The organism is Microvirga sp. TS319 (assembly GCF_041276405.1).
Lineage (GTDB): Bacteria > Pseudomonadota > Alphaproteobacteria > Rhizobiales > Beijerinckiaceae > Microvirga.
This window is the reverse complement of record NZ_JBGGGT010000002.1, coordinates 619,095-645,468: the sequence shown is the minus strand read 5'-3', so window position 1 is coordinate 645,468 and position 26,374 is coordinate 619,095. Positions and strand designations below refer to the sequence as shown.

Genomic DNA, 26,374 nt, shown 5'->3' with positions numbered 1-26,374 from the left:
GGGAGGCTCTCAGCGCTCGTGAAACGATCCGGCCATCGCTGAATAGATCGGCTTGAGCAGATATTGCAGCACAGTCTTGTGGCCTGTCGTGATGTCCGCCTGAGCCGTCATGCCCGCTGCAAGGCGAGCCAGGTGCGGATCGTGGCCGACATATGGCTGCTTCAGCGAGATCCGCGCGCGGTAGTGAGGCTGGCGTTGCTCGTCGAGGAACGTGCCTGCGGAAACCCGCTCCACGACACCTTCGACGGAGCCGAAGCGAGAATAGTCGAAGGCCTGCACCTTCACCTGCACGGTCTGCCCGACCTTGATGAAGCCGACGTCGCGCGGCATCAGCCGTACGTCCACCACCAGCGGCGTATCCTGCGGCATGATCTCGGCGACAAGGCCGCCGGGCGGCAGCACGGTGCCCGGGCGGTGCACGGTCAGCCCGCGCACGATTCCATCGATGGGCGCGCGCACCAGGGTGCGCTCGGCGCGATCTTCGAGCTTGCGAACGACCTCCGCCGTCTCGGCGATCTCGAGCGCGACGCGGGCCGCCTCCTGCCGCGCCTCGTCGACAGCGGCGGACTGTGCTTCGTGGATCCGCGCCTCCGCCTCCGCAAGACCGCGCTGAGCCGAGACATGCTGCCCGTTCAGTCGCTCATGCTCGGCCTTCGCACTCATGAAGAGACGCTGCGCCTCGAGCACGGACAGGCGGGTCGTCAGTCCGTTGCCGGCCAGTTCTTCGCGGATGCCGAGTTCCCGGGCGTGCAGATCCATCTGCTCCTGAATGGACGCGATCTGCCCGGAAAGGGTTGCGAGGTCGCTGCGCCGCTGAGCCGCCTGCTCCGTCAGAACCGCAATGCGATCGGACAGCGAGCGCAGCCGCGAGTCCAGTGCGGCCCGCTGTGGCGCCGCGAAGGGGCCGGAGGTGAGCATCGGAGCATCGCTCGCCCCCCCACTGAAAGTCGCTGCGGCGACGGAGGTTCTGCGAAGGCTGCCGAACTCCAGGGCGCTGCCGTTTCCGTCCGCCGCCGCCATCAGGCGCTGCGACTGCATTTGCAGGGATTCGAGGCGAAGTCTCGCCTGAGACAACTCAGCCTGCGCGGCTGCATCGTTCATGCGCAGGATCGGCTCTCCCGCCTCGACCATCTCCCCTTCGGTGACGAGCACCTCGTGGACGATGCCGCCTTCCAAGTGCTGCACCGGCGCAAGTGCCATCGCGGGCGCGATCTCGCCCAAGCCGACGGCGACTTCGGGAATGCGGGTCAGCGACGCCCAAACCAGGGTCGCCGCGACGAGCAGTCCCGCTCCCAGCACGACTGCCCGCTCCAATCCGTGGATGCGCAGCTCTTCCAGCGCCAGCACGTGACTATCGGGGCGGGACACACGGCTTGCCTGCGGCAGGAGTAACGTCGAGGCGCGCGTATCGGCGCTTGATGTCGTCAGAGTCATCGGCTGCCTCTCGTGCCGTTCGATGCTGTTGAATGGGCGAAGGCTGCGCCCGCGACCGATGCGCCGATGGCGGCTCTCGCCGGGCGCGGAGCGACGGGCGGCATCTGCGGTTCGACCTCCTCCACCACTCCCTCGCGAATGCGCAGAACGCGATCAGCCAGACGAATGTGGCTCGGCCGGTGCGTCGCCATGAGAATGGTGCAGCGGCCGCGCCGCGAAGCGATCACGTCGGTGAATGCCTTCGCGCACGCGTCGTCGAGACCGGCGACCGGCTCGTCCAGGAGCAGAATGGGAGCATCGCGAAGCAATGCGCCCGCAAGGGCGATCCGCAGCAAAATGCTGCGGGGCAGCCTGCCGCTGTAATTATCGCCGACACGCGTGTCGAAACCATGCGGCAACGCCTCGATCGCTTCGAGGACGCCGGCTTCGGCGGCGGCGGCCCGCAGTTCGGCATCCGTGGCGCTGGGGCGCGCAAGGCGGAGGTTCTGCGCAACGGTGCCGTAGAGCAGCCCCGGCGACTGCGGGACCCAGCCGATGCTGCGCCTGAGCACGGCGGGATTGAAGGAGCGAACGTCGTGTCCGTCGATGCGAATCAATCCGCCTTGAGGCCGATAGAGGCCCGCGATCAGCTGCAGGAGCGTGGACTTGCCCGTGCCCTCCGCCCCGGTGATTGCGACGACCTGCCCCGGCTGCACCGAAAAGCTCGCGCCGGCGAGCACGGGCTCGGATTGCGGGAGGTAGCGCAGGGTGACGCGGTGGAAGGTGATCGCGCCGTGCTCGGGCGGCGCCATCCGCGCCTCGAGAGGATTCGGCCGCTCGGTTTCCAGCGCCATCAGCCCGTCGACCTGCCGGATGGACGCCTGGGTCTGCTCCCATCGCGAGAGCATCATGAAGAAGGCCTGCATCGGACCGAGCACACGCCAGATCAACATCATGCCGGCGATCAAGGCACCGGCGCTCATGGCGCCGTTGAGAACCGAGAGCACGCCCGTGACCATGGCCGCAAGTCCCGACAGGGCAACGAGCGCCTGGCTTGCGGCGAGCACGGATCCTGCCAGCGTGCCGACCCGCGCCGATGCGACCGCGGCAGCGGCCGCAGCGGCCGCGTAGCGTTCCGTCCAGCGCTCCTCGGCCCGCCCGAGCTTCAGGGTCCTGACAGCTTCTAGGGCCTCGACGGCCAGAGCCTCGCGCACTTGCGCGGCACGGGCCGCCCGCTCGATCGCCAGGCGCATCGGCGCGCGGGAGATCAGGAACAGGAGAGCGAAACCGAGCGCCGTTCCGACCGGTACGAGAGCGATCCAACCGCCCAGCGCCACCATGAGCACGATGACGAGGAGCGTGAACGGCATGTCCAGAACGGCGATGGCGAAGCTGCCCGTGAGGAATTCGCGGATTGCTGCGAAATCGCGCAGGCGCGAAACCTGTGAGGCGGTCCCTGCCCTCTCCACGAGCGCTGCCGGAAGAGACATGAGCTGCGTGAAGACGGCATTCGTAACCAGCCGGTCGAGTCGCTCTGCGATGCGCAGCAGAGTGCGCTGTCGGACCACGCGGAATGCCGTCTCCATGAGGATCGCGCCGACCGCGCCCGCGACCAGCATGGGCAGCGTGTCGGGGCTATGGCCGGCGATGACGGTGTCGAAGACCGACATGGTGAACGCGGGCACGGCCAGACCCAGGAGCGCCATCAATCCACCGATGCTCAGAAGCGTCGGCAGCTCGCCGCGGAAGCGCCGCGCCATACCCGCGAACCAGCCCTGCCTTGCCGATGGGACCTGCGCGTCTTCCACGAGCAACAGGGTCCCATGCAATTTCTCCGGCCCGCAAGGCACCGCCTCTCCGGAGGCGGCATCGTATCGCAGGACCTGCCCGGCCTCGTCGCGGTACAGGACGGCCGCTGCCTTGCCCGGCGTCAGAAGCATGGCGGGCAGGCCCCGCGCATCCAGGCCCCCTCGCTTCAAACGGACCGTTCGGGTCGGGTAGCCGAGAACGGCCAACGTGTTGCGCAGATCGGTGATATCCACGTCCGGTTTGGCGTGCGGAAGCGCCGCCAGCAGATCGTCGGGCCCGCCCGACCATCCCAGGGCCCACAGCATGACGGGAAGGCAGAATGCCAGATCGGACGGGGTCAGCAGATCCTCGGGAATATGCAAGGGGCTGCCCATGTGCTGTTCCCCGTGCTCGATCATGACTCGGACTCCAGATATCCGTTCCGTATGGTGTAGACCCGGTCGGCGATAGCGAGCGTGGACGGCCGGTGCGTGACGATGACGACCGTCACCTTTCCCCGTAGCTGCGCCAGGAGCCTGGCGAGCTTCGTATCGCTGTCCGCATCGAGCTGCGTCGTGGTGTCATCGAACAGAAGAATGCGCGGCTTCTCCACCAGAGCGCGAACGATGCCGATCCTCTGCTCGGCACCGCGCGGCAGCGGCGTCGCGGCGACACCGACCGGGGTATGCCATCCTCCGGGCATCGCGCTCGCCACCTGATCGAGCCCGAGCTCAGTGGCGAAATGCAGGGCATCGCTCTCCAGCTCGGGCTGATACAGGGTGAGGTTCTGCAGCAGCGTGCCGCGGACCAAAGCGGGATTGGGTTGAACCAGGGCGACCGACTGACGGGCAGGCCCGATGTCGACCTTGCCGAGGTCCTGCCCGTCGATGAAGACACCGCCGCCCTCCGGGCGGAGATCGCCGGCGATCAGCCGCAGCAATGTCGAACGGCCGGAGCCGTTGGCGCCCGTGATGCCAATGACCTCGCCCGGATGGGCCTCCAGCGAGACGTTCTCGAACAATCTGCTGGAATAACCGCGCGACCGGAACCGGACGTCCCGAAGCAGGATGTGTCCGGCATGAACCTTCAGCGCCGGAAGACCAACCTGGTGCTCCCGCGGAAGGGCTCCGATCTCCGCCACGCGCCGCCGGCTCTCCGCCAAGGATTGCAGGCGCGACCATAGCGCCACGCCGCCGAGCAGAGGCTGCATCGTGCGGCCGACCAGCATCGTGCATGCCCCAAGCCCGCCGACGCTCAGCTGACCGTTGAGCACCATATGGCAGCCGAAGGCCGCAACCCCGACTGTCGCCGCCTGGGCCAGCAACATGCCGGCCTCCTGCCCCGTCGAGATCGTATGACTCAACGCCCGACGCATTTGGGCGGAGCTCCCCTGCAGGCGCTCGTAGCGGCGCTCCAGGAGGGGCTCGGCGCCCAGGCCCTTCATGGCATGGATGCAATTCAGCGCATCGAAGAGAAAGTTGAAGCGGCGCTCCTCGGCCTGAGCGAAGTCATATGCCGCGCCACGCACCCGGTGTCCGGTTACCGCGGCGAGCAGGCCGACGCAGCCGAGAAGCGTCAGCGGCACAAGCACCAGCGGTCCGGCCAGATACCAGATGCCGATCAGGTAGAGCAGCGCGAAGGGGAGATCGAGCATGGCCTGCAGAGCGGGTCCCGACCAGGCTTCGCGCAATGCGCCGATCGCGGACAGGCGCTCGGCATAATAGCCGTTGCCGTGGGCCTCGAGGGCAGAAAGGGGAGCGCTGAGAAGGCGCTCCATGGCTTGACGATGCGCCTGCGCCTCGGACGTGGCCGCCACGCGCGCCAGAATCCGCCCGCGGACATGTCGGACCAAGGCCTCCAGTACGATGGCAGCCGTCACGACCGTCGCGAGGACGACAAGAGTGCCCACGGACTTGTTCGGCAGAATCCGGTCGTAGACCTGCAGAAGGGCCGCCGGCAGAGCCAGGGCCAGCAAGGTCAGCACCAGGGACGCTTCGAGAACCAGCACCAGGAAGGCCACCCCGTGGCGGCCGAGCAGGCTTGCGAAGGGACGAGTCAGCCATGATGCGTTCGACGCAAACGATGTTTCAGCAGAGCCGGCAAACCGGTCCATGACGCCACCTTGTACCTTTCGGTCGCAGGAGGAATACGAATGGGATTTTCACGGGGAATACCGGGCTCTAACCGGCACGGCAGGTCGGCATCATGCCTTTGGACAAGCATCACCTCAGGTGAGCGCTCCAATCTGCCATAGTCAGATCTAAAGTCTGCTTGCAGGATAAGGAACCGATGCATTCCGAGATAGCGATTTTTCTCAGAGCGGCAGACGACTTCTCGGAAGGGTTAACAGCCTTTAGCGCATCGTGCAGATCCGGCGGGCCGCACGATGCGCTAGGCCTGATGCCCGCGCACCAACATTCCCGCATGGAATGTTGCGATTTCGATACCGTTGTTGATGATCAGCCCGCCTGCTCAGATCCGCCCGGCGGGGTCATCCGGAACCGGGTTGCGGCGCGCAAGCGGGGCCCTTACGCCTTCACCGCGGCCGAGGGTGATACGGCCGCCGCGCCGAGGATGAGCGACGTCAAGGCGGAGATGGGCTCCGGCCGCCCGAGCAGATAGCCTTGGGCCTCGCTGCATCCTTCCTGGCCGAGGAAACTGAGCTCCTCGGAGGTCTCCACGCCTTCGGCGATGACGGGAAGCCCCAGGCCTCGCCCGAGCCCCAGCACGGCGCGCACGATGGCGGCGGCCTGCGGTTTCGTGTGGACCGATTGAATGAAGGACCGATCGATCTTGATCTTGTCGAACGGAAAGAGCTGCAGGTTCGACAGCGACGAATAGCCGGTGCCGAAATCGTCCATGGCGATGTTGACGCCGAGCGTCTTGAGTTTCTGCAGAACCGCGAGAGCACGATCAGGGTCGCGGATGAGAGCCGATTCGGTAATCTCGATTTCCAGTCGCTCGGGCGGCAATCCGGTCTCGTCCAGAATGGCCTGGACCGCCTGGAAGAAACCGTCACTGCCCAGTTGCAAGGGTGACACGTTGACGGCGATGTTCAGCGGACGCTGCCAGCCTGCGGCTTCCCGGCAGGCTTGCCGCAGGACCCATTCACCGATCTGGAGGATCAGACCGCTCCCCTCGGCGATCGGAATGAAGACCGACGGCAGCACGGTGCCGCGAACAGGATGCCGCCAACGCAGCAGAACCTCGAAGCCGAGCACCTCGCAGGTTTCGATCTGCGCCTGCGGCTGATACACGAGATGCAGCTCGCCATTGGCGATGGCATTGCGCAGATCGCTCTCGATGCTGCGACGTTCACGGATCTGCGCCCCCATGGCGGCTTCGAAGAAGCGGTATGTGCCCTTGCCTTCCAGCTTGGCGCGGTACAACGCCGCGTCCGCGCTGGAGAGAAGCTCCGTGCGGTCCGGCGCGTCGGACGGGTAGATCGCGATGCCGACGCTGACCGAAAGCAGGCCGGCCGGCACCCTTGACGGATCGGCGCTCTTGAGGCGCTGCAGCAGCCTCTCGGCCAGGGCCCCGACTTGAGCCGGGTCCGTTATGTGGGGAGCGATGACGGCGAATTCGTCACCGCCCAGGCGGGCCAGCATGTCGTCCTCCGCGAGGGCTGCGGAGAACAGTTCAGCGGTGTCCCGGAGCAGCCGGTCTCCGGCCGCGTGGCCGTAGAGATCGTTCACTTCCTTGAACCCGTCGAGGTCGAGACACAGGAGCGCCAGCTTCTGCCCGGTTCTCTGATGCAGCTTGATCTCGCGATCCAGGCGCTCCTCGAAACTCGTCCGATTGTTGAGCCCGGTCAGCGGGTCGTGATGCGCCAGATACCGGATCTGAGCCTCGGCATTCCTGCGGTCGCGCAGGTCGCGGAAAGCCACCACATTATGGGGCCGCCCGTTATAGGAGATCTGATGGGCGATCAGCTCGACCGGAACGAGATCGCCCTCGCCATTCGACAGATCGCCCTCGATCGCCTGGCCCATGGCGTCGAAGAGCGCGTTGCGCTTCTCGGCGTCGGGCACGCATGCGCTCAATGTCTTTCCGCAGATCTGATCAGGCGTCAGGTTTACCAGCCGGGCGAAGCTGCGGTTGACGGAAACGATGGTTTCACCGTCGCAAAGAACAAGCCCCTCAACCGCCGCATCAGTGAGATCCCGCATCCGTTCCATCTCGAGAGCGGCGCGTCGGCGCGCTCTCAGATCGAGGCTCAGCGCGGCGCAGGCGAGCAGAAGGATGACCAGGCTGACGGCGGCAACGCCAACGGCCAGCCAATGGGGCGCAATCGCCAGGGGCGAAGGCTCGATCGTGCCGTCGGGCGTGATGGTCGCAGCCGCCATGGCAGTGAAATGATGGCTGCAGATCGCCAGCGTCAGAAGCAATCCGCCGGAGAGCTTCCATGGCGCCGCATCGCTTCTGAGCCCAACCGAGAGCGCGGCGCCCGCGAAAATTGAGCCGAGCACGATGGAGGCGACGACCAATGGCCAGTCCCACGAGACGGTGCCGGCGACATCGAAAGCCGCCATCCCGGTAAAATGCATGCCGCCGATGCCGAATCCGACGAGCGCTCCCCCGAACCACCCTGCGCCCATGCCCCCCAGCGCGAAAGCCATGCGAAAGCCCATGCCCGTGACGATAACAGCGACGAACAGGGACAAGACGGTCAAGGGGACATCGTAGGCAGCCGGCACGGAGGGAGAGAAGGCCAGCATGGCGATGAAATGCGTGGCCCAGATCCCGAAGCCGGTCGATACCGCGGCGACGTTGAGCCACAGGCTGTACCGGGAACTCTCCGCCCGCCGGACGTGATGCAGGAGATGGACGGCCGTGAGCGATGCAAGACCACACACCAGAGCCGCGAGCGCGACAAGGCGGAGATCGTGGTTTGAGACGATGCACGTGTAGACCGTCAGCATAGCAAACCCGAATCTCCCTTCGCCGGAGCAACCGCAGCCATGGCGGGTTGCCCAGAGGCTTTACTCCAGAATGAAATGTGGGGAACATACCGGGTTCGCACCGGTATGGCGGAGCGGCATCATGCCTTGAACTGCCACTGACCGTGCAGCGTCCAATCCGCCATCGCTGGTATAACGCCAGCCTCTCCAGAATTCTGTGTCAGCGTCGCCAAATCAACCCGTCTCGCGTCTCCCCGGGCGTTTCCTTGTCGGGAAGGTTAACGCCAAGCCTATTGGCCCTTGTGGGCGCTCATGCGAGGCTTGGCCGTTTCCCGGTCCTGCCGGCCCTGCCGGTCCTCCCCTCCCGGCCCTCCCCTCCCGGCCCATCCCTCGTGTCCCACCCCGAAGTGCGGACCAAACCACCTCTCCCCCATTCGGCCGGGCGGGCACGATCCATTGCCGTTCTCCGGCGTTAAGGCCATGCCGCTCTTCCGAATGTCCAGGAGTAAGGCCTGATGACCGATGCGCAGACTGCTTCCTACGCCCGGCGCGCGCCCGAGGGCGCCCCACCGCCGGAACCTCGGGTCGCGCCCGAACCTGCCCAGGACGCCGCGCCTCCCCCGGCCGAGGGCAAGCGTCGCCCGTGGCTGCGGCGGGTTCTTCTCGTCCTCGGACCTTTGGTGGTCGCGGTGGCTGCCCTGGCGTTCTATCTCTCGGGCGGGCGATACGTGTCCGAGGAGAACGCCTATGTTCAGGCGAATACGGTATCGATCTCGCCCCAGGTCACGGGGCTCGTGGCCCAGATCTCGGTGCACAACAATCAACGGGTCCGGGAGGGAGACCTGCTCTTCACTATCGACCAGGAACCGTATCGGATTGCCTTGGCGGGCGCGCAGGCGCAGCTTGGCGTGACACGCGATCAGCTGTCCGGGATGATCGAGACCTATCGCAGCCGGCAGGCGCAGGTCAAACAGGCGCAGGCCAATCTGGATTACGCCCAGACCGACTTCAACCGCATTCACGATCTCGTACGGCGGGGGGTGTCCTCGCAGGCACAGCTCGACGAGGCTCAGCGCAACCTCTCGGTCGCGCAGGCCGCCCTCGCGACGGCGCGCGAGGAGGCGGCGACGATCCTCGCGCAGCTCGGAGGCGACGGAGACGAACCCCTGGACCAGAGGCCGCAATACCGGCAGGCGCAAGCCAATGTGGATACGGCGCAGCGCAACCTGCGGCTGACCGAAGTGCGCGCGCCTTTCGCCGGCATCGTCACCAACGTTGATACCATTCAGGTGGGCATGTTCCTCAGTTCCGGACAGCAGGCGGTCAGCCTGGTCTCCACCACATCCGTCTGGGTGGAAGCCAACATCAAGGAAACCGACCTGACGAATGTCCGCGTCGGCAATCCCGTGACCATCGAAGTGGATGCCTATCCCAACGTTACGTTCCAGGGGCAGGTTCAGAGCATCAATCCCGCGAGCGGGGCGACTTTCGCGCTGCTCCCTCCGCAGAACGCAAGCGGCAACTGGGTGAAGGTGGTTCAGCGTATTCCGGTGCAGATCAGCGTGCGGCAGCTCGACGACGGTCCTCAGCTGCGTGCGGGCATGAGCGCCACCGTGTCGATCGATACCGGCCAGGAGCGCTCCCTGTCCGGGTTGTGGCGTGATATCTGGCAAAGCGTTTAGGAGCGGGCCATGACCGACACGGCAGCGCCCGCACCAACCGCCGCCTCCGCCGGCAGCAACCGGCTCGCCATCACGGCCTGCGTCATGCTGGCCGCCCTGATGCAGGCGCTCGACACCACGATCGCCAATGTCGCCCTGCCTTACATGCAGGGCACCCTGGCGGCGACTCAGGATCAGATCAACTGGGTGCTCACGTCCTACATCGTCGCCGCCGCCATCGTAACCCCGACCACCGGATTCCTGGAGAACCGCCTGGGGCGACGGCGGCTGTTCCTGATTTCGGTGGCGGGCTTCATTTCCGCATCCGTCCTTTGCGGCGCGGCGCAGTCGCTCGACCAGATGGTCTTGTTCCGGCTGCTGCAGGGGATCTTCGGCGCCCCCATGGTGCCCCTGGCTCAGGCCGTGCTGCTCGACACCTATCCGGTCGAGCGCCGGGGCCAGGCCATGGCGATCTTCGGGCTCGGCGTCATGCTGGGGCCCATCATCGGCCCGTCCCTGGGCGGCTGGCTCACGGAGGCCTATAACTGGCGCTGGACCTTCTACGTGAACCTGCCGATCGGGCTCCTGGCCGTGGCGGGCCTTTACATCTTCCTGCCCGAGCCGCCGCGGGCCGCACCGCAACCCTTCGACCTCTTCGGCTTCGCGCTTCTGAGCCTCGCGATCGGATCGCTGCAGATGTTTCTCGACAGGGGCGAGCAGATCGACTGGTTCGAGGCGACCGAGATCTGGATCGAAGCGACCCTGGCGGTGCTGGCCGCCTACATGTTCGTGGTGCATCTCACCACGGCGCGGCGGCCGTTTCTGGAACCCCGCATGTTCCAGGACCGGAATTTCGTCGTCGGCCAGCTCCTCATCTTCTGCATCGGCGCGATCCTGCTCGCAACGCTGGCGCTGCTGACGCCCTACCTCGAACGCCTCATGAACTATCCCGTGCTGACCGCAGGCCTCGTGCTCGCGCCGCGCGGGATCGGCACCATGGTCTCCATGGTGCTCGTGGGCCAGCTCATCCGTTATCTCGACGCCCGCTGGCTCATCGTCTTCGGGCTCGTTCTGACCGCTTTCGCACTTTACGAAATGTCCGCCTTCACGCCCGACGTCTCGCAGGGCGCAATCATCCGCACCGGCATGATCCAGGGCTTCGGCCTCGGGCTCGTCTTCGTGCCGCTGAGCACGCTGACGTTTACGACCCTTGCGCCCGCCTTGCGCACCCAGGGGACGGCCTTCTTCAGCCTGATGCGCAACATCGGGTCGAGCATCGGCATCAGCTTCACGTCGTTCCTGCTCACCCGGAACACGACGATCATGCATGCGGAAATCGTCACGAACCTCACTCCGTTCAGCCCCGGCGTGCGCGAATACGGCTCACTGCTTCAGCTCCAGACGCCCACGGGCCGCGCCAACCTCGACAGCATGGTCCAGCTCCAGGCGTCGAGCATCGCCTATGCGGACAACTTCCTCCTGATGATGTACGCCGCCATCGTCATCATCCCGCTCGTCTTCCTGATGCGGAGGAATCCCACCGGCCGCGGCAGCTAGAGCGTCGGATCGCTTGAACCGCGATGCTCTCCGGCCGCCCTTGGTCAGCCCGGACCCCTCAGTCCCGCCGGAAGATGACGCTGGCGAGCCAGCCGAAGAAGATGGCGATCGCGGCTGTCGCCAGGCCGTAGAGCAGCGACCAGTCCCGGGCGACGACGCCCACCTGCTCCTCGAAACCGGTCTTCACCAGCTCGAAATCGGTATGAGTCCGGGCGAGAATGACCGTGTCGGCAAACAGAGTGACCTCGACCTCGTAATTGCCCGGAGGGGCGATCGCCGGCAGCGGGATGCTGGCCCGGAAGATGTCCGGCGTGAGGAAGGTCACCCCCCGCTCGTCTTCGAGATACAATCCCTCCTGCATTTTGAGACGCAGGAGCGCCTCGCGGAAAGGCTTGTCCGTGCCATCCGCCGAATAGGTGAAATCGTTGGCGTTGACGATCGCCTGAAGGCCGATCTTCTGCCGCTCGCGCAGCTGATCGCTGGTGATCTCCGCAACGGGCCTGGAGCTCAGCACGCCGATATAGGCCGGAACGGAGGGAAATTTCTGCTGGTCCTGATTGATCCAGATCGGCCCGAGCCGCTCTCTCTCGCGCACGGTGAGAAATTGCCGGGGGCCGCGGACGGTGACGACCACGTCGAAGCCCGTCGCCCGGGCGACTGTCTGGGCATCGCGCTCGATGGCTCCGAAAACCGCGATCTGCGTGCCGGTATAATTCGAGTTGATCAGGACCCGGTGGCTCGACAGCGACGTGATCAGGGTCTCGGCCGCGGCGGGGACGGCAGCGAACATGAACATCAGGAGGAGGCCGAGCGCCCTCATGTGCGCACCTCCTGCACGGTGATCGAGAAGGGCTCGTCCGGCCGGAGCACGAGTTCGAGGCCGAAGCGCAGGCCCACGGCGAGCAGCAGGATAGCGAGAAGGAAGCGGAACAGCTCCGCCCGCAGATGACGCCCCATGCGCGCGCCGAACTGGGCCCCGAAGACGCCGCCCACGATGAGCAGGATCGCGAGAACCAGATCGACCGCCTGGTTGGTGATTGCATGCAGGATAAGGGCGACGAGGGTCGTGCAGACGATCTGGAACTGGGATGTGCCTACGACCACATTCGTCGGCACGCGGAAGATGTAAAGGAGCGCCGGCACGACGATGAAGCCGCCGCCGATGCCGAGCAGAGCCCCGGCGAAGCCGATGAAGAGCGAGAGCCCGAGAATCGGGATGACGCTCACGTAGAGCTTGGAGCGATAAAAGCGCATCCGCAGCGGCCAGCCGAGATAGGCGGCATGCCGGCCAGCCTGCCGCCTCAGGCGCACGGCGCCGCCATTCCGCTTGTGCCAGAATTCGCGGATGCTTTCCTTCAGCATGAGGCTGCCGACGACCGTGAACAGCGTCACGTAGGAAAGGACAATCACGAGATCGAGCTGACCTGCCCGCCGGACGGCGGCGAAGAACCAGACGCCGAGTGCCGATCCGACAAGCCCCCCGGCGACCAGGATGGCGCCGAGCTTGTGATCGAGCGCGTTGCGCCGGAGCGCCCCGAGAACGCTGGTGGTCGAGGACGCGACGATCTGGGCCGATTGGGTGGCGACCGCGACTGCGGGAGGGATGCCGAGGAAGATGAGGAGGGGCGTCATCAGGAAGCCGCCTCCGATGCCGAACAGACCGGAGATGAAGCCCACCGCTGCGCTCATCCCCAAGATGAGCAGGATGCTCACCGGCATCTCGGCGATCGGGAGGTATAGGGTCACGGTCTTCCTTGTTCCAGCTCTTGGCGTCTTCGTAACGATTGGCCCTCGGCCGCGCCGTTCGAGCCGGCGTCCGGAGCGGATCGTCGATCCGCTCCGATGCCGTATCAGACGGAGGTATACAGATCGGCCCGGAAATATTCCTTCGGATCCAGCGGGCTCGACACGCGGCCGAAATCCTTGAACATCTCGTTCATCTTCGTGAGCCAGCCGGCGGCGGTTCCGTCCTTGGTCTGGGCGTTGAGGTCCGCCGTGGTGAGGAACTTGGAGTTCTTCGCCTCCACCGCGAGCTTGTCGGCCGGGATGCTGATGAACTTCGACGTGATCTCGATGGCCTTGTCGAGATTGCTCGCCCGGAAATCGTTGGCTTTCTTCAGGACGGCGACGACTTTCTTCGTCAGATCGTCGGCGACCTCGTTCCGCGCCACGAAGGCGCTCGGGAAGGCGAGCGCAGGATAGAAGTCACCGTTCTTGGCGAGTTCGTTCAGATCTGGAACGCGGTCCTTGATGACGTCCACGAGCGGGTACCAGATGCCGGCCGCATCGACCTGCTTGCTGGCGAAGGCCGCGACCACCGTGCTGGGATCCATGCGCACGAGTTCGACGTCATCGGGCCTCATGCCCTGCTTCTGCAGCGCGAGACGCAGCAGCATGTCGCCCGACGTTCCCTCCGGCACACCGACCTTCTTGCCCTTCAGGTCGGCGATGGTCTTGATGCCGGCCTGGGCGATGACACGGTCGCTGAATCCGAGCGTGTTGATCGAGATCACCTTGGCGCGGCCGCTGGCCGGCAGCCACAGGGCCCCTGGGCCGATATAGCCGAAATCGAGGCTCCCTGCGCCGAGGGCCTGGATCTGAATCGGGCCGTTGGTGAAGACCTTCAGGTCCGGTGTCAGACCCTGCTGCGACCAGAGGTCCTGATCGGTGGCGATCGCCGCGAGGCTGGCCCCGTTGAAATCGGCGATGTATCCCATCCGGACGGTCTCGGCCGCGAGAGCCCGCCTCGGGCTTCCACTCCAGAGCACCGCGGCCGAGACACCGGCAGCTGCGACGAATTTGCGGCGTGATAGGCTGGTCATGTCCCTCTTTCCTCCTTCATTTGTACATTTGCATTTATACGTTTGCCTCCGCCGTCATCGCCGGCTGGTGATAAACGGCATGCCATACGCGGTTGCGGATGGCAGTGAATTCCGGCGAGAGCCGGATCTCTTCGGTGCGCGGATAGGGCAGATCGACGGGAATGATCTCGTAGAGCCGCCCCGGACGCGCGGCCATCACGATGACCCTGTTCGCGAGATACACGGCCTCGTCCACATCATGGGTGATGAACATGATCGTCCGGCGCTCGCGGCTCCATGTCTGAAGCAGCTGAACCTGCATCTGGACGCGGGTCAGCGCATCGAGCGCACCGAACGGCTCGTCCATCAAAAGGATCGTCGGATTGACCGCATAGGCGCGCGCGATGGCGCAGCGCTGTCGCATTCCGCCCGAGAGCGTCTTGGGAAGAGCATCCGCGAAGCGCTCGAGACCGACCAGTTTGATGAAATGGTCCGCGATCTCCCGCCGCTCCCTGGCCCCCTTCCTGGCGATCCGGAGCCCGAATTCGACATTCTCTCTGACCGTCAGCCAGGGAAACAGGGCGTATTGCTGAAAGATCACGCCCCGCTCGGGCCCGGGGCCGCGAACGCTGCGGCCGTCGACGAGGACCTCGCCGCTGCTGGGCTCGACGAGGCCGGCGGCGATGTTCAACGCCGTGGACTTTCCGCACCCCGACGGCCCGACGACCGTCACGAACTCGCCATCGGCGACGTCCAGGGACAGCCGGTCGAGCGCCAGGAACGAGCTTCCGGCGAGATCGAACCGGCGCGACACGTTCCTGAAAGAGATCTTGGTGTTCATAGTCTCTCCTGCCACTGGGTGAGCCGCTTCTCCACGCCGAGGAGCAGACGATCCATGAGGAGGCCGATCGCCCCGATCGTCACGAGGCTGACGAAGATCGTCGGAAGATCGTAGAAGAGCTGCGCCTGCTGCATGCGGAAGCCGAGACCCGATTGCGCCGCGATCAGCTCCGCCGCAACGACGGTCGCCCAGGCCGATCCGAGGCCGATCCGCATGCCCACGAGAATGAAGGGCGTCGATGCCGGGATAATGACGCGCCTGAAGATCGTCGCGTCGCTCGCACCGAGCACGCGAGCGGCGTTGATGAGGGTCCTGTCGACGCTCACCACTCCCTGATAGGTGGCGACGACGCTCGACAGGAACGACGCGAGAAAGATCACGAACACCTTTGGCGTCTCGCCGATGCCCATCGTGACGATCGCGAGTGGGATGACGGCCAAGGGTGGAATCATCCGGAAAAACTGGACGAAGGGCTCGATCAGGCCGCGCGCGACCTTATACCACCCCATCAGGAATCCGACCGGAATGGCGAGCAGGACGCCCAGCGCGAAACCGGTCAGAACCCGCTGGAGGCTGGCGAGCAGATCTTTCGGAAGCTGGCCGCTTGCCAGAAGCTCTCCCGCGCGGCCGAGCACCTGCAGCGGCCCGGGCAGAACGACCTTGCCGAACGTGACGACTGCGCCCCAGGCGAGAATCCCGCCGCATACGGCCAGAACGTTCAACACCACCATCGTCGGCGGTGCGAACCGCCGGATGGGCCGAGGCCGCGGCAGGTTTCTCATCGATCTGCTCATCACGTGCGTCCTCCCCCGCAGGCAAACATCATTGTTGTTTCCGACGTGGCTTCGCGCACGCCCGGACATGGTCGAGACCGGCACCGGTCCGTCGCGTCAAGGCCATCGCGGCCACCGTGCTTGGAATTGTCTATTGGGCCGCATGCGGGATTTCCGAAAGCTGGCGGGCGTATCGCTCGAGGTCTTGGCGCCCCTTGTTCAGGATGGCGATGTTCTTTTGAACGTGACCCGCCTCGTCGGTGAGCGGGTATGCGGCCTCGGCGATGCTGAGGATGTGAAGCCATTCACCGTGCGGCCCTCGTACGCTCGTCGCGAAGCGGCGCACGATGCGCCGGTTGCCCTCGATATCGTATTCGACGCCCTGTGGATCGGCGGCCTCGACGATCCTGCGCGCTTCGGCGGATGTGACGAGTTCATGACGGATCCCGGTCCGGTAGAACGCATCGACATCGAAACGGCGCTCGACCTCCGCCCATCCGAGGCCGCTCAGATAGAGACGGGACAGGGAGTCGAGCTCGTTCATGCCGCGCCGGTAACCGGTGCGCGCGCGGATCTGCACCGACAGCTCGGCGTGCTCCTCCTTGTGATACCACTCGAACTCGTTTCCGCGCACGACGATGGCCTCGCACGACTGCTTCGTCTCCTTCACGATCGACGACACGACCTTGGCGAGGGCCTCGGAATATTCGGGGGGAAGTCCGATCAGTTTCCGGAACACGAGATTGCAGCGATAGCGCTTGGAGCTGTCGCGAAAAATGTAGCCGCCATCCTCCAGGGTCTTGATGATCCGGTGCAGCGTGGCGCCCGAGATACCGCAAGCATCCGCAATCTGAGCCTGGGTGAAGGCCTCCCCAGGGCTGCCAGCGAAGAACTCCAGGACGCTCAGCGTTCTGCGGACAGGTTCGGACATGTGACGGAAGCATCTTCCAAATGTGGTTGATTAGTTTTCATATATGAAGTATCAGCAGGGGTCAAGAAACGTCCTTTGAAGCCGCCATGCCCGGGTTGCGGCCGTTGAGCCGATCGCACATTCGCTGCAACGGGCCCTGAAGGTTGCACGCCATGTCCCGCCAAGACCGCGAGGCGAACGCCGCTGGCCCGCAGCTTCCGTGCCTGCAACGGGCGGGCCCGTATCGGCGCGTCCGTCGTCCCGTCCTGCCTCTCCTCCTGTGACCGCCACCCACAAAGCCGTGAACCACACCATGCGACCCAACATTCTCTTCATCATGTCCGACGATCATGCGGCGCGAGCGATCTCGAGCTATGGCCAGAGCTTGAATCAGACGCCGAACATCGACAGGCTCGCCCAGGAGGGCATGCGGCTCGACCGCTGCTACGTGACGAACTCGATCTGCACGCCGAGCCGGGCCGCGATCCTCACCGGCACCTACAACCACGTGAACGCCGTCACGACCCTCGACACCCATATCGACAACCGCCTGCCCAACGTCGCCAAGCACTTGCGCGCCGCCGGCTATCAGACGGGCATCTTCGGGAAGTGGCATCTCGGCGAAGGCCCCGCCCACGAGCCGACCGGTTTCGACCGCTGGTCCGTCGTGCCGGGCCAGGGAGCCTATTTCGATCCCGTGATGATCGAGATGGGACAGCGGCGCACCGAACGCGGCTACGTCACGGACATCATCACGGACAAATGCCTGGACTTCCTTCGCGACCGCGACACCGAGCGCCCCTTCCTCCTGATGTGCCACCACAAGGCACCGCACCGCAACTTCGCGCCGCATCCGAAACACCGCTCGCTCTGGGCCGATGAGGACCTTCCGATCCCGGAGACCTTCACGGACGATTACGCGAACCGGGCGGCGGCCGCGGCGGCCGCGAAGATGCGGATCCGCCAGGACATGACCTACGACGATCTCGGCCTGGTCCAGCCGGAAGGCGGATCGGAGGTCGGCGAGCTCATTCTGGAGGGCTGGACCGGCCGCAAGGTTCCCGAACTCACGGAGGGGGAAGAACTCACCCTGATCGACGCCGAGACCGGCCGGAGTTTCACGTTCCGGGACCCGGCCGCGCTCGCCGGGTTCAAGTATCAGCGCTACATCAAGCGGTATCTTCGCACCGTCGCGTCGATCGACGAGAATGTCGGCCGTCTCCTGGATTATCTCGACGAGACCGGCCTGGCCGAGAACACGATCGTCATCTACACGTCGGACCAGGGCTTCTTTTTGGGCGAGCACGGCTGGTTCGACAAGCGGTTCATGTACGAGGAATCGCTCCAGATGCCCTTCCTCGTCCGCTATCCGAAAGGCATCGCGGCAGGCGCCATTTCCAGACAGATCGCCACCAACGTGGATTTCGCCCCGACCTTCCTCGACTACGCGGGCGTGCGCATTCCGAGCTACATGCAGGGCACGAGCCTGAAGCCGCTCTTCGAGGAGGCCACGGGCCCCGATTGGCAGGAGGTCGCCTATCACCGCTACTGGATGCACAAGGACGAATTCCACAACGCCTATGCCCATTACGGCGTGCGCGACGCGCGCTACAAGCTGATCTACTGGTACAACGATCCGCTCGGCCAGGAGGGCGCCCACGGGAGCAGCGAGCCGCCGGAATGGGAATTGTTCGACTGCGATGAGGATCCGTTCGAACTCTACAACCGCGCCGACGACCCGGCTTATGCGGACGTGTTCGAGCGGATGCTGCAGAAGCTGGACGACAAGATGGCGGAGATCGGCGATCTTCCCGCCCACGACAGCGCGGCGGTCCTGCAAGGCAGGAGATAGCGTCACTTGTCGTGCTGCAGCAGCCTGCCACGGCGCGATGCGCGAGATCGTCCGGAGCCTCCGTCGGCCCCGGCCGGGCAGGAAGACAGGGCGCTCTCAGCGCCCCGCATCCCGTTTCCTCCCGCTCAATCCTCCGTCGGCCCGCCCGAGCGGTCATGCCGCTCCCGTTCCGAGGCTTCGGGCAGGGTAGCGTAGGGTCGGATCGAACGGGTTGAGCTGGCGGCCGATCTCGCGCGCCTCCTTCTGCAGCAGCGCGACCACCAGCGGCAGACGATCCCCCTCCAGGCGGTTGGAGAGCGTTCCGATGCTCAACGCCGCCACGGCGCGACCCTCCGTGTCGAGGATAGGCACCCCGACACCGGCCATGCCGGGGATGAGGCCCGTATTGAGGCCGGCAAATCCGGTCCTGCGCACGGTTTCGATCTCCATCCGCAGGCCGACCTCGTCAAAACTGCCCCGGTCGAGGAGACGCGGGACGTTGAAGCGGATGATCGTCTCGCGCTCGTCCTCCGGCAGATAGGACAGGATGGCGAGGCTGCCCTGCCCGATCCCGAGCGGCACCTTGCCGCCGATATCGCCCGTGAAGGTCCGGATTGGGAACGGACCCTCCACGCGATCCAGGCAGACGGCGTCGAAGCCGTTGCGGACCAGCAGAAAGACGCTGTCGCTCAAGGTCGAGGACAGGCGCAGGAGCGCTGGTCGCGCCGTGCCGCGCAGGCCGCCGGCATGGGCCGCACGCGCCGCCAGCACGAAGAAGTCGAGGGCGAGCCTGTACCGGCGGCTTGCCTCGACCTGCTCGACGAACCCTTCGGCCATCAGAGCCTTCAGGGCGCGATGGGCGCTGGGCTGGCTCATGTCGCCTTCAACGGCGATGTCGGTCAGGCGCATGCCTTGGGGATCCCCGGCCCCGAGAACCTTCAGAAGGTTCAGCGAACGCCTCACTCCGGATACAGTATCTTCCGCCAACTGAAATTCCTTACCTCTATATCAAATCACTCTTACGCTACCTGAAATAAATTTCAAAAAAATTTCGCGAAGCGGAACCGAAGTGTTGACTTGCTCCGGCGCATGTCCGTGATTTGGGCCTGGGCATTGCGCTGAAAGGGGCTGCGGTCTGAGGCGCTGCAATGATCGGAGGATTGTATGGCGTTCCTGACACTCGAAGGGGTTTCCAAGGAATTCGGCCCGTTCACTGCCGTGCGAGACTTCAATCTGGAGATCGACAAGGGCGAGTTCGTTTCCCTTCTCGGCCCCTCGGGCTGCGGAAAGACGACGACGCTCCAGATGGTCGCCGGGCTGGTCGAACCGACCCGGGGACGGATCTCGCTCGACGGTCGCGACATCACCCATGAAAAGCCCAACCGGCGCGGCCTGGGCGTGGTCTTCCAGAGCTATGCCCTCTTTCCCCACATGACGGTTGCGCAGAACGTCGCCTTCGGCCTCGAAATGCGGCGGGTGCCGCAGGCACAGCGCACGGAGCGCGTGCGCGACGCGCTTTCGCTCGTGCAGCTTTCCTCCTTCGCCGATCGCTTTCCCCGCCAATTGTCGGGGGGCCAGAGACAGCGCGTCGCCATCGCCCGCGCCCTTGTCATCGCGCCACCCGTCCTGCTGCTCGACGAGCCTCTCTCCAATCTCGACGCCAAGCTGCGGGAGGAGATGCAGTTCGAGCTGCGGCGGATCCAGCGCAAGGTCGGCACGACGACCATCATGGTCACTCACGACCAGGCCGAAGCCCTTTCCATCAGCGACCGGGTGGTCGTCATGGAAACCGGGCGAATGACGCAGGTGGACGCGCCCTACCGTCTCTACGAGCAGCCTTCGAACGCCTTTATCTCGTCCTTCGTCGGCAAGACCAATCTCATCGCCGGAACCTGGCGCCGCGACGGTGCGTCCGGCGCCGTGGACGTCAACGGCTTTCTTCTGGAGGCAGCCGCGCCGGAGATTGTGGCCGGAGAGCCGGTCACACTGTCGATCCGTCCCGAGAAGATCCTGCTCCGCACGGCCGGCGCGGGCCGTCTCGACGGCCGCATCGCGAGCCGCTTCTTCCTCGGCAGCCAGTGGCTCTTCACGGTCGAGACCCCTCTCGGCACGATGACCGTCTCCACGCCAAACCAGGGGGACGAACCACCGAAGGAAGGTTCTCCCGTCGGTCTCGACTGGGCGCCCTCCAATCTGCGCATCATGCCCGGCAATGCCGTGGCCGCGTGAGGTGTCAAGATGACCCGGCGCTCCCCTCTCATATCTGTTCCGTGGCTGCTCGCTGGCCCCGGCGCCCTGTTCTTCACCGGGCTGGTGCTGCTGCCGCTCGCGCTGACCGTGATCCTGTCGTTTCACGTCTACGACTATTCCACCGGCATCCAGAACAGCTTCACGCTCTCCCATTACGCCGCCGTCGTCACGGACGAGTATTATCTCAGCGTCTTCTGGAGAACCCTGCGGATCGCGTTCCTGACGACGCTCATCTGCGCCGTGATCGGGGTCCCTGAATCCTACATCCTGTCGCGGATGCGCGATCCGTGGCGGTCGATCTTCCTGCTCGTCATCATCGGTCCGCTGCTCGTCTCCGTCGTCGTGCGCACGTTCGGGTGGAGCATGCTCCTCGGCTCGCAGGGGCTCGTCAATCAGGCCCTCGCGGCCCTCGGATTGGCGCCGGCCAAGATCCTCTACACCGAAACCGCCATTGTCATCGCTCTCGTCCACGTGATGCTGCCCTTCATGGTCATTCCCGTCTGGACGGCCCTGCAGAAGCTCGATCCCATGGTCGAAGCCGCCGCCTGGACGCTCGGCGCCTCGCGCTTCACGGCTCTTCGCCGGATCGTTCTGCCCCAGGTCTCGCTCGGCATGCTGTCCGGCAGCCTCATCGTGTTCGGATTGTCGGCAAGCGCCTTCGCGGTTCCGGCCCTGCTCGGCGGGCGCCGTCTCAAGATGGCGGCGACGCTGGTCTACGACGAATACCTGCAGGAGCTGAACTGGCCCCTCGGAGCCACGATCGCGATCATCGTGCTCGTCGCGAATCTATGCATCATGCTGGCCTACAACCGCATGGTCGAAGCTCGCGCGCGCCGGACACTCGGGTGATCCCCATGCAAAAGAACGGTCCCGTCGCCCTCATCTTTCACACGCTCGTGGTGGCTTTCGTCCTGGCCCCGCTCGTCGTCATCTGTCTGGTCGCCTTCACGCCCGAGAACACCTTGAGCCTGCCGACCGCCGGCCTGTCGCTGCGCTGGTTCAAGGCCATCTTCGAGCATCCGGATTTCGTGACCTCGTTCTGGAACAGCATCTGGCTCGCGGCATTCTCCGCGACGCTGGCGGTCGCGCTCGCCGTGCCGGCGGGCCTGGCGATCAGCCGCTACACGTTCCCGGGCAGAGACTTCCTGAATGCCCTCTTCCTGTCGCCGCTGATCATTCCCCATCTCGTGCTCGGCGTCGCGTTCCTTCGCCTCTTCGCGCTCATCGGCGCGACGGGCAGCTTCGCGTGGCTCGTCGCGACGCACATCATCATCGTGACGCCCTATGTGCTGCGCCTCGTGCTGTCCGCGCTGTCGGGGCTCGACCGCAGCGCCGAACAGGCGGCCCTGACGCTCGGCGCGAACCAGTGGACGACGTTCCGCCGCATCACCGCTCCCATGATCCTGCCCGGCATCACCGGCGGCTGGCTGCTGGCCTTCATCAACAGCTTCGACGAACTCACGATGTCGATCTTCGTCACGTCGCCGGCGACGATCACGTTGCCCGTGCGCATGTACATGTATGCGACGGAATCCATCGATCCGATGATGGCAGCCGTCTCGGCTCTCATGATCGCCCTGACGGCGACCGCGATGATCGTCCTCGACCGTGCGTTCGGTCTCGACCGCATCCTCGTCGGACAGCGCTGAAGGAAACGACCATGGCTCTCCTCAAGCGCCTCGCTCGACACAACCTGCCTGCCATCGCCTTCTCGCTGAACGGCGAGCCCTGCACCGGACGAGCGGGCGACACGGTTTTGACCGCCATCCTCACCCAGTCCGACCGCCTGCGCTCCAGCGACTTCTCGCGGGAGCCGCGCGCGGGCTTCTGTCAGATGGGAGCCTGTCAGGATTGCTGGGTTCTGACGGCCGACGGCAGTCGCATCCGGGCCTGCAGCACGCCCCTGGAGGAAGGAATGAATCTCCAAACCGTTTCGGAGCCGCGATCGTGAGCGATGCCCTTCAACCGCTGATCGTCGGCTCCGGGCCCGCGGGCATCCGCGCCGCGCAGGCTCTCGTGGCCGCCGCCATCAGGCCGGCCGTCGTCGACGAGGCGCCGTCCGCGGGCGGCCAGATCTACCGGCAGCGGCTCGTTCCGGACGAACGCGGTCCTCGCGATCTCTACGGGTCCGAAGCCGGCAAGGCGACTGCTCTCCATCATGCCTTCGACCGGATCCGGGACAAGATCGACTACTTCCCCGAAAGCCTGGTCTGGCACATCCGCGACAGGACAGCCGATACCATGAAGGGCGGCCGCAACCGCCGTCTTCCGTTCACGCATCTCATCCTCGCCACGGGCGCGACCGATCGCGTGGTTCCCTTCCGGGGCTGGACGACGCCGGGCGTCTTTACCCTCGGAGGCGCGCAGATTGCCTTGAAGTCACAGGGCTGCGCCATCGGTGAGAATGTCGTCTTCCTCGGCTCGGGGCCCCTGCTCTATCTCGTCGCCTGGCAATACATGAAAGCCGGAGCCAAGGTTGCCGCCGTCCTCGATACGGCACCGTTCCTGGCGAAACTGCATCTTGCACGCGGTGCGCTGTCGCAGCCGGGCGTCGTCGTCCGCGGCCTGCGCTATGTGGCCGAACTCATGGCGCGCGGCGTTCCGGTCCGCTTCGGCGTCGAGCCTGCCCGGATCGAGGGTGAGGGCCGCGTCGGCGCGGTCGTCTGGCGCGAGAACGGACGTGAGCGCCGTCTCGCCTGCGATGCCGTCGGCTACGGCTTCGCTCTCCGGTCCGAGACGCAACTGGCGGACCTCGCCGGCTGCCGCTTCGTTTTCGACGAACGGGATCGCGCCTGGCGGCCTGAGCGCGACGCCGCGGGGCGCACCAGTATGGCCGGCATCTACATTGCGGGCGACGGTGCCGGCATCGCCGGCGCGGACGCCGCGGAACTCGCCGGCGAACGCGCGGCTCTCGCACTCCTCGAGGATGCCGGTTTGGCCGTCGACCGCGCGCGGGTTGCGGACCTGGAGCGCAGGCTCGAAGGCATTCGCCGGTTCCGGGACGTGCTCGAGGCGGCCTTCCCGTTCCCGACCGCCTGGGCGAGCAGCGTCGAGGACGACGTTCTCCTGTGTCGCTGCGAAGAGATTTCGGTGGGCCAGGTGCGTCACGCCGCACGCGACCAGGGCGTATCCGAGCTCAATCGTCTCAAGGCGCTCACGCGAATCGGCATGGGACGGTGCCAGGGGCGCATGTGTTCAACCGCCGCCGCCGAAGTTCTGGCGGCCGCCGGAGGCCGGCCCGTGGCGGCCGTGGGCCGTCTGCGCGCCCAGCCACCGGTGAAGCCGCTTCCCCTCGCGATCGTGAGCGAAGGAGAGACCGCATGAGCCTCCGCCTCGACAAGGATGTAGCCATCATCGGCGGCGGCCTCGTCGGCAGCTCGGCGGCGCTGGCCCTTCGGCGCATGGGGCTCTCCGTCGTGCTCCTCGACAAGGGCTTCTGCGGCGCGCAGGCGAGCGGCGTGAACTATGGCGGCGTGCGCCGCCAGGGCCGCCCGCCCGAGCAGATCGCCCTGTCGCAGCGTGCCCATGCGATCTGGCCGCGTCTGAAGGACGTCATCGGCATCGACGGAGAGTTCGTGCGCTCCGGTCATCTCAAGCTGGCGAGGACCGAAGCCGAGATGGCGTCTCTCGAGGCCTATGCCGCCCGGGTTGCGGGACTAGGCCTCGATCTGGAACTCATCGGGCATAACCGGCTGCGTGAGCGCTTCCCCTGGATCGCAGGCGACATCGCCGGTGCGTCGCTCTGTCCGGGCGACGGGCACGCCAATCCGCGCCTAGTGTCCGCAGCCTTCGCGCATGCGGCCCGGCGGGCCGGAGCCGACGTTCTCGAACAGACGCCCGTGCTGCATGTCGAGACGGCACGGGAAGGCTTCCACCTGTCAGCCGAGAGGGGAATCGACATCAGGGCGCGCTTCGTCATCAACAGCGCCGGCGCCTGGGCAGGACGCTTCGCGGAAGCGTTCGGGGATCAGGTTCCGCTCAAGAAGATCTACCCGAGCATGATCGTCACCGAACCCATGGGATCGTTCATGAGCGTGAATATCGGAGCGGAAGGCGGCGGCATCTATGCGCGCCAGGTGGAGCGCGGCAACTGCATCGTCGGCGGCATGCGCGGCGAAGCGAATGCCGACATGGATTTCTCGCGTCCGACGAGTGCCGGCGCCATGACCATCATGAGCCGCGCCGCAGCGCTTTTTCCCGCGTTGCGCCATGCTCATGCGATCCGGTTCTGGAGCGGAACGGAAGGTGAGACGGCGGACCGGAACCCGGTGATCGGCTTCAGCCGCACGACACCGAACCTCATTCACGCATTCGGCTTCTCCGGAGCCGGATTCCAAATCGCGCCGGGAGTTGGCGAAGTCCTGGCCGAACTCGTCCGTGACGGCGAAAGCCGCACGCCGATCCAATCTTTCGCCATCGATCGTTTCGCCCCAGCGGAGATGGATCTCCGCCCGGGGAGCGTTTCAGAGCCAACGACAAGGGGAACATCCAAGTGACTAGGACCAGACTTCTGCAGGCTGTCGCCTTCGCGGCACTCGCGACCACCGCGACCGGAGCCGCCCAGGCGCAGACCAAGACGCTCTATGTCGGCATGAACGGCGGCAATTTCGAACGAACCTATACGCAGCACGTCTTCCCTGATTTCGAGAAGGCGAACGACGTGAAGATCGTCGTCGTCCCGGGCACGTCCTCCGACATCCTGGCGAAGGCCACGGCATCCAAGGGCAATCCCCAGATGCACATCATGTTCCTCGACGACGGCGTCATGGTGCGCGCGATCGGCGCCGGGCTCTGCGAGAAGGTCAAGGATTCTCCGGTTCTGGCCGATCTCGCCCCGGGCGCCCGGCTGAAGAACGACATGGCGATCGGCATCGACCTCGGCATGACGGGCCTTGCCTACAACAAGAAGATGTTCGACGAGAACGGCTGGGCGCCTCCGACCTCCTGGATGGATCTCGCCGATCCGAAGTACAAGGGCAAGGTCGTCTTCCAGTCGGCGGCAGCGTCCTCCTTCGGCCTTCACGCATTCCTGATGTTCAACCGGATCCAGGGCGGCAACGAGCAGAACGTCGAGCCCGGCTTCTCGAAGTTCAAGGACACCATCGGCAAGAACGTGCTCGAATACATTCCGAGCTCGGCCAAGATCTCCGAAATGGTGCAGACCGGCGAGGCCGCGATCTTCCCCCTGACGCCCACCGCCGTCGCGGCGCATCAGGAGAAGAACATCCCGGTCGAGTACGCGCAGCCCAAGGAAGGCTCCGTCGTCCTGATGGTGACCGAGTGCGTCATCGCCAACAACAGCGAGCCCGAGCTGGCGCAGAAGCTGGCCGCCTATCTCCTGTCGCCCGAGGCCCAGAGCAAGGCGCTCGAGCACGGCAACATCATTCCCTCCAACGTGAACGCCAAGGCGCCCACGCCGGCAGCGGAAGCCAAGCTCAAGAAGTTCCACGAGGACATGAAGACCGCGGTCACCCTCGATTGGGACGCGATCAACGAAAAGCGGCCGGAATGGAACAACCGCTGGAACAAGACCATCGAGCGCTGATGCTCGCGTGAGAACGAGCGGACGCGTCACGCGTCCGCTTTCACCGGATAGGCCAGAGCTGATTTCACCGGAGTGGAATCAGCTCTTTTCTTTGGCCGAGAGC

Annotated in this window: 21 protein-coding genes; 10 read left to right on the top strand and 11 right to left on the bottom strand. The window is 65.4% G+C overall.

Annotated features, from left to right (window positions below; all coding sequences use genetic code 11):
• Nucleotides 1-9: 9 nt before the first annotated feature.
• The 4 genes from AB8841_RS12415 to AB8841_RS12400 all read right to left on the bottom strand — a co-directional run bounded on the left by AB8841_RS12415 (nt 10) and on the right by AB8841_RS12400 (nt 8,123).
• On the bottom strand, nt 10-1,434 hold the full coding sequence (locus AB8841_RS12415) for an HlyD family type I secretion periplasmic adaptor subunit (protein ID WP_370436152.1): 1,425 nt from the start codon (nt 1,432-1,434) through the stop codon (nt 10-12).
• Nucleotides 1,431-3,620, bottom strand: a complete 2,190-nt coding sequence (locus tag AB8841_RS12410) for a peptidase domain-containing ABC transporter (RefSeq protein WP_370436151.1) — start codon at nt 3,618-3,620, stop codon at nt 1,431-1,433. The genes AB8841_RS12415 and AB8841_RS12410 overlap by 4 nt, the downstream gene beginning before the upstream one ends.
• Nucleotides 3,617-5,314: a peptidase domain-containing ABC transporter gene (locus AB8841_RS12405; protein WP_370436150.1), complete on the bottom strand. Its 1,698-nt coding sequence runs from the start codon at nt 5,312-5,314 to the stop codon at nt 3,617-3,619. The genes AB8841_RS12410 and AB8841_RS12405 overlap by 4 nt, the downstream gene beginning before the upstream one ends.
• Before the next feature lie 415 nt (nt 5,315-5,729).
• The gene (locus tag AB8841_RS12400; protein ID WP_370436149.1) at nt 5,730-8,123 is read right to left on the bottom strand and encodes an EAL domain-containing protein; all 2,394 of its coding nucleotides are present in this window, start codon (nt 8,121-8,123) and stop codon (nt 5,730-5,732) included.
• Between the two features lie 494 nt (nt 8,124-8,617).
• Between AB8841_RS12400 and AB8841_RS12395 the strand changes: the two genes are divergently transcribed.
• On the top strand, nt 8,618-9,784 hold the full coding sequence (locus AB8841_RS12395; RefSeq protein ID WP_370436148.1) for an efflux RND transporter periplasmic adaptor subunit: 1,167 nt from the start codon (nt 8,618-8,620) through the stop codon (nt 9,782-9,784).
• 9 nt (nt 9,785-9,793) lie between these two features.
• Nucleotides 9,794-11,320, top strand: coding sequence for a DHA2 family efflux MFS transporter permease subunit (locus AB8841_RS12390; protein WP_370436147.1), 1,527 nt, complete (start codon nt 9,794-9,796; stop codon nt 11,318-11,320).
• A 58-nt stretch (nt 11,321-11,378) separates the two neighbouring features.
• Here the strand turns inward: AB8841_RS12390 and AB8841_RS12385 are convergent, their stop codons facing one another.
• The 6 genes from AB8841_RS12385 to AB8841_RS12360 all read right to left on the bottom strand — a co-directional run bounded on the left by AB8841_RS12385 (nt 11,379) and on the right by AB8841_RS12360 (nt 16,666).
• Nucleotides 11,379-12,140, bottom strand: coding sequence for a TIGR02186 family protein (locus tag AB8841_RS12385; RefSeq protein WP_370436146.1), 762 nt, complete (start codon nt 12,138-12,140; stop codon nt 11,379-11,381).
• Nucleotides 12,137-13,066: a sulfite exporter TauE/SafE family protein gene (locus AB8841_RS12380; protein WP_370436145.1), complete on the bottom strand. Its 930-nt coding sequence runs from the start codon at nt 13,064-13,066 to the stop codon at nt 12,137-12,139. The genes AB8841_RS12385 and AB8841_RS12380 overlap by 4 nt, the downstream gene beginning before the upstream one ends.
• A gap of 104 nt (nt 13,067-13,170) precedes the next feature.
• On the bottom strand, nt 13,171-14,142 hold the full coding sequence (locus AB8841_RS12375) for an aliphatic sulfonate ABC transporter substrate-binding protein (protein WP_370436144.1): 972 nt from the start codon (nt 14,140-14,142) through the stop codon (nt 13,171-13,173).
• A 34-nt stretch (nt 14,143-14,176) separates the two neighbouring features.
• Nucleotides 14,177-14,962, bottom strand: coding sequence for an ABC transporter ATP-binding protein (locus tag AB8841_RS12370; protein WP_370436143.1), 786 nt, complete (start codon nt 14,960-14,962; stop codon nt 14,177-14,179).
• Nucleotides 14,959-15,693 carry an ABC transporter permease gene (locus AB8841_RS12365; protein ID WP_370439256.1) on the bottom strand — a complete coding sequence of 245 codons (735 nt, stop codon included), beginning with the start codon at nt 15,691-15,693 and terminating at the stop codon, nt 14,959-14,961. Before AB8841_RS12365 ends, AB8841_RS12370 begins: the two co-directional genes overlap by 4 nt.
• Nucleotides 15,694-15,886: 193 nt before the next feature.
• Nucleotides 15,887-16,666 (bottom strand): helix-turn-helix domain-containing protein, encoded by a 780-nt coding sequence (locus AB8841_RS12360; protein WP_370436142.1) that lies wholly within the window; start codon nt 16,664-16,666, stop codon nt 15,887-15,889.
• A gap of 292 nt (nt 16,667-16,958) precedes the next feature.
• Between AB8841_RS12360 and AB8841_RS12355 the strand changes: the two genes are divergently transcribed.
• On the top strand, nt 16,959-18,497 hold the full coding sequence (locus AB8841_RS12355; protein ID WP_370436141.1) for a sulfatase: 1,539 nt from the start codon (nt 16,959-16,961) through the stop codon (nt 18,495-18,497).
• A gap of 153 nt (nt 18,498-18,650) precedes the next feature.
• Here AB8841_RS12355 and AB8841_RS12350 read toward each other — a convergent pair whose 3' ends face one another.
• On the bottom strand, nt 18,651-19,463 hold the full coding sequence (locus AB8841_RS12350) for an IclR family transcriptional regulator (RefSeq protein WP_370436140.1): 813 nt from the start codon (nt 19,461-19,463) through the stop codon (nt 18,651-18,653).
• Between the two features lie 177 nt (nt 19,464-19,640).
• Between AB8841_RS12350 and AB8841_RS12345 the strand changes: the two genes are divergently transcribed.
• The 7 genes from AB8841_RS12345 to AB8841_RS12315 are packed head-to-tail and all read left to right on the top strand — an operon-like array spanning nt 19,641 to nt 26,271.
• A complete protein-coding gene (locus AB8841_RS12345; protein ID WP_370436139.1) occupies nt 19,641-20,705 on the top strand; it encodes an ABC transporter ATP-binding protein in 1,065 nt (354 codons plus the stop codon).
• A gap of 9 nt (nt 20,706-20,714) precedes the next feature.
• Entirely contained in the window at nt 20,715-21,575 is an 861-nt protein-coding gene (locus AB8841_RS12340; RefSeq protein WP_370436138.1) for an ABC transporter permease, read from the top strand.
• 5 nt (nt 21,576-21,580) lie between these two features.
• Nucleotides 21,581-22,375 carry an ABC transporter permease gene (locus AB8841_RS12335; RefSeq protein WP_370436137.1) on the top strand — a complete coding sequence of 265 codons (795 nt, stop codon included), beginning with the start codon at nt 21,581-21,583 and terminating at the stop codon, nt 22,373-22,375.
• Nucleotides 22,376-22,386: 11 nt separating this feature from the next.
• Complete coding sequence (locus tag AB8841_RS12330; RefSeq protein ID WP_370436136.1) at nt 22,387-22,677, top strand: (2Fe-2S)-binding protein; 291 nt, start codon at nt 22,387-22,389, stop codon at nt 22,675-22,677.
• Entirely contained in the window at nt 22,674-24,050 is a 1,377-nt protein-coding gene (locus AB8841_RS12325) for an NAD(P)/FAD-dependent oxidoreductase (protein WP_370436135.1), read from the top strand. The genes AB8841_RS12330 and AB8841_RS12325 overlap by 4 nt, the downstream gene beginning before the upstream one ends.
• Complete coding sequence (locus AB8841_RS12320; RefSeq protein ID WP_370436134.1) at nt 24,047-25,222, top strand: NAD(P)/FAD-dependent oxidoreductase; 1,176 nt, start codon at nt 24,047-24,049, stop codon at nt 25,220-25,222. Before AB8841_RS12325 ends, AB8841_RS12320 begins: the two co-directional genes overlap by 4 nt.
• A complete protein-coding gene (locus tag AB8841_RS12315) occupies nt 25,219-26,271 on the top strand; it encodes a polyamine ABC transporter substrate-binding protein (RefSeq protein ID WP_370436133.1) in 1,053 nt (350 codons plus the stop codon). The genes AB8841_RS12320 and AB8841_RS12315 overlap by 4 nt, the downstream gene beginning before the upstream one ends.
• Nucleotides 26,272-26,374: the final 103 nt, after the last annotated feature.